This window comes from Corynebacterium sp. 13CS0277 (assembly GCF_002994655.1).
Classification (GTDB): Bacteria; Actinomycetota; Actinomycetes; order Mycobacteriales; family Mycobacteriaceae; genus Corynebacterium.
The window spans coordinates 39,441-50,913 of the sequence record NZ_PPDL01000010.1 but is presented as its reverse complement, the minus strand read 5'-3'; the positions used below and the strand labels follow the sequence as shown (position 1 = coordinate 50,913).

The 11,473-nt window shown below is 67.8% G+C and carries 13 protein-coding genes; 5 read left to right on the top strand and 8 right to left on the bottom strand.

Annotation, left to right across the window (positions count from 1 at the left end; translation table 11 throughout):
• Positions 1-105: 105 nt before the first annotated feature.
• Positions 106-1,365 (bottom strand): HNH endonuclease signature motif containing protein, encoded by a 1,260-nt coding sequence (locus C1Y63_RS05825; RefSeq protein ID WP_106015531.1) that lies wholly within the window; start codon positions 1,363-1,365, stop codon positions 106-108.
• 172 nt (positions 1,366-1,537) lie between these two features.
• Positions 1,538-2,098 carry a hypothetical protein gene (locus tag C1Y63_RS05820; protein WP_106015530.1) on the bottom strand — a complete coding sequence of 187 codons (561 nt, stop codon included), beginning with the start codon at positions 2,096-2,098 and terminating at the stop codon, positions 1,538-1,540.
• Positions 2,099-2,269: 171 nt separating this feature from the next.
• Between C1Y63_RS05820 and C1Y63_RS05815 the strand changes: the two genes are divergently transcribed.
• The 5 genes from C1Y63_RS05815 to rlmB are packed head-to-tail and all read left to right on the top strand — an operon-like array spanning position 2,270 to position 6,305.
• A complete protein-coding gene (locus C1Y63_RS05815; protein WP_106015529.1) occupies positions 2,270-2,842 on the top strand; it encodes a CarD family transcriptional regulator in 573 nt (190 codons plus the stop codon).
• The gene (ispD, locus tag C1Y63_RS05810) at positions 2,842-3,492 is read left to right on the top strand and encodes a 2-C-methyl-D-erythritol 4-phosphate cytidylyltransferase (protein ID WP_106015528.1); all 651 of its coding nucleotides are present in this window, start codon (positions 2,842-2,844) and stop codon (positions 3,490-3,492) included. The genes C1Y63_RS05815 and ispD overlap by 1 nt, the downstream gene beginning before the upstream one ends.
• Positions 3,493-3,497: 5 nt before the next feature.
• Complete coding sequence (ispF, locus tag C1Y63_RS05805) at positions 3,498-3,968, top strand: 2-C-methyl-D-erythritol 2,4-cyclodiphosphate synthase (protein ID WP_369831023.1); 471 nt, start codon at positions 3,498-3,500, stop codon at positions 3,966-3,968.
• 18 nt (positions 3,969-3,986) lie between these two features.
• Positions 3,987-5,360 carry a cysteine--tRNA ligase gene (gene cysS, locus C1Y63_RS05800; RefSeq protein ID WP_106015526.1) on the top strand — a complete coding sequence of 458 codons (1,374 nt, stop codon included), beginning with the start codon at positions 3,987-3,989 and terminating at the stop codon, positions 5,358-5,360.
• 3 nt (positions 5,361-5,363) lie between these two features.
• Entirely contained in the window at positions 5,364-6,305 is a 942-nt protein-coding gene (gene rlmB / locus C1Y63_RS05795; RefSeq protein ID WP_106015525.1) for a 23S rRNA (guanosine(2251)-2'-O)-methyltransferase RlmB, read from the top strand.
• Here the strand turns inward: rlmB and C1Y63_RS05790 are convergent.
• The 6 genes from C1Y63_RS05790 to C1Y63_RS05765 form a co-directional block, all read right to left on the bottom strand.
• Positions 6,271-7,089, bottom strand: coding sequence for a metal ABC transporter permease (locus C1Y63_RS05790; RefSeq protein WP_106015524.1), 819 nt, complete (start codon positions 7,087-7,089; stop codon positions 6,271-6,273). The two genes, rlmB and C1Y63_RS05790, sit on opposite strands and share 35 nt — an antisense overlap.
• Complete coding sequence (locus C1Y63_RS05785; protein WP_106015523.1) at positions 7,076-7,774, bottom strand: metal ABC transporter ATP-binding protein; 699 nt, start codon at positions 7,772-7,774, stop codon at positions 7,076-7,078. Before C1Y63_RS05785 ends, C1Y63_RS05790 begins: the two co-directional genes overlap by 14 nt.
• The gene (locus tag C1Y63_RS05780; RefSeq protein WP_106015522.1) at positions 7,771-8,661 is read right to left on the bottom strand and encodes a metal ABC transporter solute-binding protein, Zn/Mn family; all 891 of its coding nucleotides are present in this window, start codon (positions 8,659-8,661) and stop codon (positions 7,771-7,773) included. The genes C1Y63_RS05785 and C1Y63_RS05780 overlap by 4 nt, the downstream gene beginning before the upstream one ends.
• 118 nt (positions 8,662-8,779) lie before the next feature.
• The gene (gene otsB / locus C1Y63_RS05775; protein WP_106015521.1) at positions 8,780-9,544 is read right to left on the bottom strand and encodes a trehalose-phosphatase; all 765 of its coding nucleotides are present in this window, start codon (positions 9,542-9,544) and stop codon (positions 8,780-8,782) included.
• Positions 9,541-9,999, bottom strand: coding sequence for a hypothetical protein (locus C1Y63_RS05770; RefSeq protein WP_106015520.1), 459 nt, complete (start codon positions 9,997-9,999; stop codon positions 9,541-9,543). Before C1Y63_RS05770 ends, otsB begins: the two co-directional genes overlap by 4 nt.
• 41 nt (positions 10,000-10,040) lie before the next feature.
• Positions 10,041-11,456: a trehalose-6-phosphate synthase gene (locus C1Y63_RS05765; protein WP_106015519.1), complete on the bottom strand. Its 1,416-nt coding sequence runs from the start codon at positions 11,454-11,456 to the stop codon at positions 10,041-10,043.
• Positions 11,457-11,473: the final 17 nt, after the last annotated feature.

The following is an 11,473-nucleotide window of genomic DNA, read 5'->3' as shown; positions in this document are numbered from 1 at the left end:
ACTGATGAAACCCCCGGGCCCCACAGCCCGGGGGTTTTGTCATGCAGGCACGACGAGTAGCCCCCGGACCACCCCTGGATCCGGGGGCTGCTCACGCCCCACCGCCTACGGCCCCCGCAAATGCCGCAACGTCTCACCCGCCGCAAACCGCGACATCGTCGACTCACCCTCCGTGGCCCGGCCACGGAACTTGAATCTGACTTTCCCGTCCGCGTCCCGCTGGAACTGACCCCGGCTGCGGTTCGGCCCCGCGTCCCGGTTCAACCCATGATGCCTGGCACACAACAACGCCAAATTCCCCACATCGGTCTTCCCGCCATACCGCCAGGCCTTCAAATGATGCACCTGACACCGGGCACTACCCTGATTACACCCCTCCGCCTGGCACACACCCTGCTCCGCGTGCAACGCAATCCGCTGCGCCACCGTTGCGAGCCTTTCGGTGCGGCCCAGTGCGATGGGGACAAAGGTGACCGGATCGTGGATACACAACCACCAATCCGCCTCATCAATCAAAGCCTGCACCTCGTGACCATTCAACGTGCCACCATGACTGCCCAAGTACTCAGCCTGGGTGCCCAACAACTCCTGGGCGGTGACACTCACCACCAGGGCAGGCGCCCCACTACCCAAAGTGATGGCACGCTTCAAACCCTCGATCGCAAGCCATGCCGGGTTCGGCCCCTCATCATCCTTCTTCTTCTTTGATTTCTTGGTGTGCCGCAGGGCTCCTTTCATCACGGCCTCCCCCTGGGCGATAAACCCATCGAGTAGACCCTTCGTCGTCGGATTGCACTTCGCCGTCAAGGTGTACAGGCCATCTGAGTCCGTGGTGCTGCTCCAGTGCAGGCTTTCCGCCCCCGGCTTCGCCGGCTCACGATCAGAAGCCGGCTCCTGGCGTTCCTTCAACATGCGCTTCGCGTCCTTGATCGGCCGACCAGCCACCAGGCGCGCAAGCTCCAATCGCGCTGCGGGATCCTCCGGGGTGGCCTTGCCCTCATTGGCTTTCACCACCGCAGCATTGATGTCATCGACCGTGGCGTCGCTCAGCTGCCCACCCAGGTGCATGTCGCGGAATTCTGCTTGCGCTGCGCGCTGGTCTTTCCGCACCGGCTTGTACATCGACGCGCCCCGGGTGATGAGCTTCTTTGCTTCCCGGGTGGGCACGGCGTAGAGCTCGGCGAGGTAGTCCTCGGTGCGCGGGGATCCGACCTCGTCGCCGGCGTGGTCTTTATCGGCGTAGTAGGCGTATTCGGCGAGGAGGTGTTGGGCAGCGCGAAGCTGCGGCTGCGCTTGTTCCATCGCTGCGCGCCGCTGTTCGGAGGTCATGCTGGGCATGGCCTTAGTGAGGCTGATCCAATCCATGCCGCACACCCTAAGAGCACAGCCAAGCAGAAATCTAGAGGGTGCGCGCAAGCCTGTGGATAACTCACCCCACCCACTCCGTGTGCGCTGGTGGGAGGGGACGCGAACCTTGGTCCACAGGCATGAGAAAAGCCCCACCGGGCTGGGTGGGGCTTGCTCGAGTGGGGGAAGCTTAGTGCTTCTCGCCGTGCTGGAAGGCGTCGACGTCCTGGGAGGCGTTGCGCTCTTCGGTGCCGGCCTCGAGGACGACGCCGTTGATGGTGGCCGGCAGGGTGATGTCTTCGGTGTCGAAGGTGAAGGTGACGTCCTTGTTGCCGCCGGCGGCGAAGCCGGGGTTGGCCAGCGGGGCCTCCACGTAGGTGATGCAGATGTCGTTGACCTTCTTCATCTCGTCGATGAGGGAGGCGGGGCCTGCGACCACGGAGCAGCCCGGCTTGATGGTGAGGGTGTCGATGCCGGCGTCCTCACCGTCGACGGACACGGACTTGAGCACGTGGTCGACGTTGGTGGGGTCCTGGTTGACGGCGGTGAACTTCAGGGCCGCGGCATTGTTCTGCTCGAGGACGATGGTGACGTCGCGGACGGCGACGCTGTTGTTGGCAGAGTTGGCGGAGTTGCCATCGACGGCGGCCACCTGGTCGGAGGTCTGGGTGACCTGGCCGGCGGAGCAGGCTGCCAGGGACACAGCAAGGGCGGCTACGGCGACGCGGCGGGCGGCCGCGGTTCGGGACATCACTTTATTTGCCCTCCATCTGAGGCGTTAAGGGTGGTCAGTCAGTTCTATCCAAGCCTACTCGGTGGGGGTGGTCGGAACATAGTTCCCTACCCACAGGTGGGGGTAGTTCCCGCGTGTTAGAATCGGACGGCTATACCGGGCGACGTGTGAAGGAGCGTTTCTAAACCCATGGATTTCAAGGTCGGCGACACTGTTGTCTATCCGCATCACGGCGCTGCTGTCATCACGGACATCGAGACCCGTGAGATTGCTGGGGAAACTCTCGAGTACCTGGTGTTGCAGATTAACCAGTCTGACCTGGTGGTGCGGGTGCCTGTCGACAACGTGGAGTTGGTCGGCATGCGCGACGTCGTCGGCGAGGAGGGCCTGCTCAAGGTGTTCTCCGTGCTGCGGGAAACTGATGTGGAGGAGGCCGGGAACTGGTCTCGCCGCTACAAGGCGAACCAGGAGCGGCTGGCTTCCGGCGACGTGAACAAGGTCGCTGAGGTGGTGCGCGATTTGTGGCGCCGCGATCAGGACCGTGGTTTGTCCGCTGGTGAGAAGCGCATGTTGGCCAAGGCCCGTCAGGTGCTGGTGGGCGAGTTGGCCCTGGCCGACAAGGTCGATGAGAAGAAGGCCGATGAGCTGGAGGCTCTCATGCAGGCGGCGTTGGATAAGCAGCGCGCCTCTGGGGAGGCCCCGAAGGCCGAGGACGTCGTCGATGATGACGTCGATCTCGACGATATTGATTTCGACGACTAATGGTTGCTGCGGTGATTCCGGCGGCGGGCGTGGGTGCCCGCCTGGGGGCGGGGATCCCGAAAGCTTTCGTGGAGCTCGGGGGAGTCTCGCTGCTGCAGCGCTCCTTTGAGGCGCTGCGGCAGGCAGGCATCGAGCGCATCGTCATCGCCGTGGCGCCCGAGATGCGGCCGCTGGCGGCGGCCCAGTGCCCGGGGGCGGTGCTCGTGGACGGTGGCGCGGAGCGTGTCGATTCGGTGCGCTGTGCCCTTGAGGCGCTGGATGTGCCGGACGATGAGGTGGTGCTCGTCCACGATGCGGCGCGCGCCCTGGTGCCGGTGTCGCTCATTACCAGCCTGTGTGAGCTCCCCGCAGGGGTGGATTGCGTGGTGCCGGTGCTGCCTGTGAGCGACACGGTGAAAACTGTGGACGCCGACGGCATGGTGACCGGTACTCCGCCGCGTGCGTCGTTGCGGGCGGTGCAGACGCCGCAGGCGTGCCGTGCGGGCGCCCTGCGCCGGGCCTTCGCCCTCGGCCTGGAGGGCACGGACGATGCGAGCCTCATTGAGGCTGCCGGCGGCACGGTGGCCACGATCCCGGGGGATCAGCGGGCGCTGAAGATCACCCACCCCGTCGACATAGTGCTGGCGGAGCATTTTCTCGCGCTACAGTGAAGTGCATGATTGTTCCCCAGGTTGGTATTGCGACGGACGCTCACCGCGTGGAAGCGGGTAAAGACTGCTGGATTGCGTGCCTGCATTTCCCGGACGCGGATGGCTGCGAGGGGCATTCCGATGGGGATGTTGTCGCCCACGCGGTCGTCGATGCGGTACTCAGCGCCACGGGCCTGGGCGACTTAGGCTCCTTTGTGGGGGTGGGCCGTCCCGAGTACGCCGGCGTGAGCGGCGCGCAGCTGCTCGAGGAGGTGGCGAGCTTCGCCCGCGACAACGGGTTTACCATCGGCAATGCCGCCGTGCAGTTGGTGGGGCAGACCCCGAAGATGGGCCCCCGGCGGCAGGAAGCCCAGGAGGTCATGTCGCGGCTTTTGGGCGCACCGGTGCATGTGTCGGCGACGACGACGGACCACATGGGGTTCACGGGCCGGGGGGAGGGCCGGGCTGCGGTCGCAACTGCCGTGGTGTGGCGCTAACAACGTAGACTAAGGCGCGTGACTCTACGCATTTTTGATTCCGCGACCCGCGCCCAGCGCGATTTTGTTCCCCTCGTCGACGGGCAGGCGTCCGTGTACGTGTGTGGTGCGACCGTGCAAACCACGCCCCACATTGGGCACGTGCGCAGCGGCGTCGCGTTTGACATTGTGCGCAACTGGTTGGAGGCCAAGGGCCTCGATGTGCTTTTCGTGCGCAATGTGACCAACATTGACGACAAGATCCTCACCAAGGCGGCCGAGGCCGGCCGCCCCTGGTGGGAGTGGGCCGCCACCTATGAGCGCGAGTTCAGCGCCGCCTATGAGGTGTTGGGGGTGCGTCCGCCGTCGCTGGAGCCGCGGGCGACGGGCCACATCACGGAGATGGTGGACTACATGCAGCGCATCATCGACGCCGGCCACGGCTACGCCGCCGACGGCAACGTGTACCTGTCGCCGGCGTCGCTGCCGAACTATGGGCAGCTGTCGGGGCAGAAGCTGGAGGAAATGGACCAGGGGGAGTCGGCGGGGACGGGCAAGCGTGACCCGCGAGACTTCACCATGTGGAAGGCGGCGAAGCCGGGGGAGCCGTCGTGGCCGACGCCGTGGGGCCGGGGCCGGCCCGGCTGGCACATCGAGTGCACCGCCATGGCGACGACGTACCTGGGCCCGGAGTTTGATATCCACGGCGGCGGCCTGGATTTGAAGTTCCCGCACCACGAGAACGAGATCGCGCAGGCGCACGCCGCCGGCGACGGCTTCGCCCAGTTCTGGATGCACAACGGCTGGGTGACGATGGCGGGGGAGAAGATGAGCAAGTCGCTCGGCAACGTGCTCAGCGTGCCGAATGTGCTGACTCTCGTGCGCCCGGTGGAGCTGCGCTACTACTTGGGTTCCGCGCACTACCGCAGCATGTTGGAGTACTCGGAGAAGAACCTGAGTGAGGCGGCGGCCGGCTACCGCCGTATTGAGGACTTCCTGGAGCGCACCGGCCCGGTCGAGGTGGGCGAGGTGCTGCCCGAGTTCGCTGAGGCCATGGACGACGACTTCGGCGTGCCGGCAGCACTCGCCGTGGTGCACGGCGCGGTGCGCCGCGGCAACGCGCTGCTCGCCGAAGGCAACAAGGATGAGGCGCGGGCGGTGGCATCGCAGGTGCGCGCCATGACCGCGATCCTGGGCGTGGACCCGCAGGCCTGGGCGACGGAGTCGGGCAGCGATGCGACAGCAGCCCTGGAGGTGCTGGTGGCCGCCGAGTTGGAGCGCCGTGCCGAGGCGCGGGCGGCGAAGGATTGGGCGGCCGCGGATGCGGTGCGGGAGAGACTCGCCGCCGCTGGGATTAGCGTGGTAGATTCCCCGGACGGCCCGCAGTGGGCCCTGGACAACAACAAAGGGTAGGACATGGCTGGCAACTCTCAGCGCCGCGGCGCGATGCGCAAAACCAACAAGAAGGGCATGGAGAAGGGCTCCGGCGGGCAGCGCCGCCGCGGCCTGGCCGGGAAGGGTCCCACCCCGAAGGCGGAGGATCGGGTCTACCACGCCGCCCACAAGCGGAAGCTGGAACGCCAGCGCCGCGACCAGGGCCGCCACGAACGCGCCGACCTGGGCGAAATGGTGGTGGGCCGCAACCCCGTCATCGAGTGCCTGCGGGCGAAGGTGCCGGCCACCCTGTTGTACGTGGTGGAGGGCACGAGTGCGGATGATCGCCTCGCGGAGGCGGTGCAGTTGGCCCGCCACCGGGGGATCCCCACCCAGGAAGTGTCCAAGTTCGAACTGGATCGCCTGACCGGCAACGGCATGCACCAGGGTGTCGGCTTGATGATTCCGCCGTACCAGTACGCCGACGTCGAGGACCTCATTGAGTCCGCTCGTGATTCCGGCGAGCCGGGCCTGCTCGTGGTGCTCGACAACATCACCGACCCCCGCAACCTGGGCGCGGTGATCCGCAGCGTGGCTGCCTTCGGTGGGCACGGCGTCATCATCCCGGAGCGCCGCAGCGCCTCCGTCACGGCGGTCGCGTGGCGCACCAGCGCCGGCACCGCCGCCCGCCTGCCCGTGGCGCGGGCCGTCAACCTGACCCGCACCCTGCAGCGCCTGCAGAAGGCCGGCTACCAGGTCGTGGGCCTCGACGCGGGCGGCAGCCACACCCTGGATACCTACGATGGCACCACCCCGACCGTCATCGTCGTCGGTTCGGAGGGCAAGGGCATCTCCCGCCTGGTGAAGGAGAACTGCGACACCATCATGTCGGTGCCGATGACGGACTGGGTGGAGTCGCTCAACGCCTCCGTCGCCGCCGGTGTGGTGCTCAGCGAATTCGCCCGCCAGCGACGCCAGCGATAGCCCGGCAGGCGACATAGATCCCGAAGGATAGGGCTGTCACGAACACGCTGACGGGCAGCCCCGGCCCGAGGGACAACACGAGGCCGCCGCAGGCGGCGATCTCCGCGAAGAGGACGGACAGGGCGACGGCGACGCCGGGGCGGTTGGTGACCGCCACGGCCGCCGCCCCGGGGGTAATCAGCAGCGCCATGACGAGGAGCGCGCCCACAATCTGGACGCTCATCGCGGCGGTGAGCCCGACGAGGATCGCGAACACCACCGACAGGGCGCGGACTTTCACGCCCATAGCCGCCGCCATCATGGGGTCCGCGGAGGCAAACAGCAGGGGCCGCCACAGCACCGCGACGGTGGCGCTCACCGCGAGGCTGATCCCCCCGAGCACAGCGACGCTACTGCCCGTCACGCCGACAATCTGGCCGGTGAGCAACGCGAACGCGGTGGAGCTGCGCCCCGGGTAGAGGTGAATGAACAACACCGATAGGCCCATCCCGAAGCTCATGACGACGCCGACGGCGGCGTCTTGGCGGCGGAACCCCAGCACGGCGAGCACGACCGCCGCCACCACGGAGCCCACCACGGCACCTGCGCCAACATTGACGCCGACAAGGAGGGCGGCGGCCGCTCCCATGAGCGCCAGCTCGCTCGTGCCGTGCACCGCGAAACTCATGCTGCGCAGCACAATCATCGGCGCCATGACGCCGCTGACGAGCCCGAGGAACGCGGCGGCGATGAGGGCGTGCTGCACGAAGTCGTAGTGCAGCAGCTCGACACTAGACGACAACAAGGCGATCTCCGATGCGGACGACGTCGACGTGGGTGCCGTACAACTCCGACAGCGTCTCGGACGTCATGACGTCCTCGATCGGCCCGGCGGTGTGGCCGCGGGGGCCGAGGTACAGCACCGTGTCGGCGACCCGCAGGATGGGGTTGATGGAGTGGGTGACGAACACGACCGCCGTGCCGCAGGCCCGCCGGCGGGCGTCCAGCAGGTCCACGATGCGGGACTGCATGAGGTAGTCCAGCGACAGCAGGGGCTCGTCGGCGAGGATGAGCTGCGGGTCGCAGGCTAGTGCCTGCGCCTGGCGGACGAGCTGCTGCTGCCCGCCGGACAGCGCGCCGACGCGCGTGTTCGCGAACTCTGCAGCGCCGACCTGTGCGAGCAGACCGTCCACCGTGGCGCGGTCGGGGCGGGACAACGCCCGGTGTGCGAGCGACAGGCCCACGAGGTCCCGCACCCGCAGCGGCAGGTCCGGGTCGAACATGCGCTGCTGGGGGATGAACCCCACCCGCGGGGCGGTGGTGATGCGGCCGGAATCGAGGGGCACCAGCCCGAGGGCGGCGCGCAGGAAGGTGGATTTGCCGACCCCGTTGGGTCCGAGCACGGCCACGAATTCCCCGGGTGCAACCGTCAGCGACACATCCGACCACAGCGGGTGCAGCGTGGCCCCGTCGGCGTGGAGGGCTGTCACTGTGCGAGGCGGTCGGCCGCGGCGGCGAAGAACTCAAAGTAGTTCTCGCCCGCGGCGGGCGTTTCGGAAATCTCCACCACCCGCACCCCGGCGGCCTCAGCTGCGGCACGGATCTTTTCGGTCGTGGGCGTGGCGGTCTGCGGGTTGAAGATGAGGATATCGACGCCCGCCAGTCCGTCGAGCACCTCGGCCACGTCGCGGGCGGAGGGTTCCTGCTCGTCGAGGGTGGCGTCCCGGTAGCCTTCCGGGGTGACGTCGCGCAGCTTCGTCTGCGCGATGAGGTAGTCGGCGATGGGTTCGGTCTGCAGGACCGTGGCCGCCGGAATGCTATTCAGCGTGCTGCGGATCGGTGCGAGCTTCTTCGCCACAGCCGAGGCATCGACAGGCGTGGCCGGGTCGAGCTCCGCCAGGGCGGTGGCGAGTTCCTGGGCGACGGCGTCGACGGCGTCGATGTCGTACCAGATGTGCTCGTTCACGACCTCGTGGTCGTGCCCGTGCTCATGTGCTTCGCCGTGCCCGTGTTCTTCACCGTGGTCGTGGTCGTGCCCTTCCTCGTGCTCGTGCTCAACGAGCGGCAGCGCGTGGATGATGCGGGTGTCCTCCGGCAGGGCGGAGTACAGCCAGGCGTCGTAGCCGCCACCGCCGACGATGACGATGTCGGCTTTCTTCGCCTGGGCCATGTCGGCGGCGGTGGGTTCGAAGCTGTGGGGGTCGGTCTCGTTGCCGGTGATGATGGCGTGGGCGTCGACGTCGGGCGCGACGGTGTGGGCGATGTCGGCCCAGATCTGGGTGGAGGTGACGATGGTGATCTCGTCGGTGGCCTCAGGTGCGGCGCTGCAGCCGGTGAGTAGCAGTGCGGCGGCGGCGAGGATGCGGGTGAGTTTCATGGCCCCCAGCAAACCGCTGGCGAAAAAAGATGTCAACTGAAAAACGGTGAAAACGTTGTCAGTTGATGTCGTTTAGCCCCGTTGCCGCAGCCCAGCGGGCTGCGGGCGGGGGTAGTTCTCACCCGCGGGTGCGGGCGCAGTAGGTGAGGAACCGGGCGGCCTCCGGCACGCCATCGACCCGGTAGGCGGCGGCGGTCGCCCCGTCGCCGACCTTGATGCCAACGTCGCCGGCGCGCAGCACGGAGAAGGCGTCTTCGTCGGTGACGTCATCACCGATGTAGATCACTGGCACCGGGTGCCCGGTGGCGTTCTCCATGGCGGTGCGCTGGTCGTTCACCCAGGTGCCTTTGGTCGTGGCCAGGGCGGAAAATTCCACGATGCATTTGCCCCGCATGTGTTTGAGCCCCTGGCCCATGGTTTCCGCCTGGGCGAGGATGGTGTCTTCGTGCTCGGGCACGGCGCGGGTGTGGACGACCCGGTGGAAGGGTTTGTGCTCGACGAAGGAGCCGGGGTAGCGGGCGCACAGGGCCTCAAGGTCGGCGGTGACGGCGTCGAGGCGTTCCCGCTGTGCGTCGGTGAGTTCGCCTGCGGGGCCGCCATCTTCCGCCCCGTGGGAGCCGACGAGCCGCACTGGGGCGGAGAGCCCACTGACGGTTTTCAGGCCGGCGTAGTCCCGCCCGGAGAGGATCACGACCTCCGTGTCCGGGTGCTCGCCCAGGCGCCGCAGGGCGGCGATGGCGTCGGCGTTGACGGGCACGTTCATCGGATCGGTGCTGAACTCGGCGATGGTGCCGTCGAAGTCGCAGACGAACAGCAGCGTGTCCGCTGCCAGTGCGCGATTGAGCGGTTCAAGGTCGTCAAAGTCGGTCACGGGGGTGGTCATTGGGAATTCACCATCCTGAGGGCGGGCGCATCAACCGCGACGTCCGCCTGCGTGAGCAGCAGGCTGCCGGCCTCCCGGGTGATGTTGAACTGGTGGGGGAGCAGGTCGACGAGGGAGTCGTGGAGGAAACGGCCGCGGCCGACGCAGCCCTCGCGGAGGGAGTCGACGCGGAGGTCCGTGATGGCGACGGTGGGTGCCTCCAGCGGCGCGGCGGTGTTGCCGTGCTCGTCGAGGTAGGTGATGTGGGCGTGGAAGGGCGCGCACCCGGTATCGCCGACGATGGAGGTGTGCCCGAAGGTCATCCGCGGCACGACGATCGTGTCGGTGGGGACCTCACTGGGGTAGCCGGCCTGGTAGACGTCGGTGATCTGCCAGGTGATGTTGTCGATGGGGGTGTCGCGGGCGCAGCCCGCGGCAACCAGGGCGGGCACGAGTAGTAGCAGGGCGCGCCGCATGGGCTTCCTCCTCAAATAGTGGGGGGTTGATGCTTGTGACACTACTCGCCCCGGGCGGCCAGGTCCCGCAGGAAGCTGGTGGCCCACAGGTTGACGTCGCAGGCGGTGACCTGGGCGTGCATGTCCCGCATGCGGGCCTGGGGGCCGCGGTCGGCGGTGGCGGCCAGGGCTGCGAGCATTTGTGCTTTGATGTCGTCCCGGTCGAAGGGGTTGCACAGGTAGGCCCGGGAGAGTTCCTCGGCCGCGCCGGCGAACTCCGAGAGCACGAGCGCCCCGGTGCCGTCCGGGTGGCAGGCGACGTATTCCTTCGCCACGAGGTTCATGCCGTCTTTGAAGGGGGTGACGAGCATGACGTCCGCGTGCCGGTAGTAGGAGACGAGTTCTTCGCGGGGGAGGTTGCGGTGCACGTAGTGCACTTTCGGGGCGCCGACCGCCCCGTAGAGGCCGTTGATGCGGCCCACGGCCTGTTCGACCTCGGCGCGGGTGCGCTGGTAGTCGTCGATGCGTTCCCGGGAGGGGGTGGCGATCTGGATGAGGACGGTGTTGTCGGCGGCGCCTGCGGCGAGGAGTTCCTCGAAGGCGGCGAGCCGCTGCAGGATGCCTTTGGTGTAGTCGAGGCGGTCGACGCCGAGCATGATGTGCGGGTCGCCCGGCAGCACCGGCAGCGGTGCGGCTGCGGCGGCAGCAGCGGTCATGGCGGCAGAGTCGATGCTGATGGGGTAGGCGCCGACGCGGACGCGGCGGCCGGCGGTGGTGATGGTGCCGGCGGGCTGCCGGGGCCCCGGATTGTCGGCCACGTCGACGCTGGTGACGCCCGCGCCGTGGGAGTGGGCGGCGGCCTGGAGGAGGTTGCGTGCCGAGGTGGGCACGTGGCAGCCGATGAGGTCCGCGCCGAGCAGCCCCCGGAGGAGCTCGTCGCGCCAGGGCAGTTGCCGGAACAGCTCGGGCGCGGGGAAAGGGATGTGGAGGAAGAAGCCGACGGTGACATCGGGGCGGAGCAGTTTGATGATGCTCGGCACGAGGTGCAGCTGGTAGTCCTGCACCCACACGGTCGCGCCGGGCGCGGCGACTTCGGCGGCGGCCCGCGCGAAACGTTCGTTGACGTGCCGGAAGGTGTCCCACCAGTCGGAGTTGTAGGTGGGGGTGACGATGAGGTCGTGGTACAGCGGCCACAGGGTGGCGTTGGAGAACCCCTCGTAGAATTCTTCGAAGTCGCGGGTCGACAGGCCGACGGGGACGACGTGGAAGTCCGCCGGGGAGGTGAAGTCCTCGGGGAGGGGCTCGGTGGTGCCGGGCCACCCGACCCAGCAGCCGCGGCGTGCGGCGAGCACGGGTTGCAGTGCGGTCACCAACCCCCCGGGGCTGGCTGTGACCTGCGTCGACCCGTCCGGTGCGACGTGAATGTCGACCGGCAGTCGGTTCGCGACGACGACGAAATCGTGCCCGCCCGCAGCCACAGCGACAGCTCCTTCGT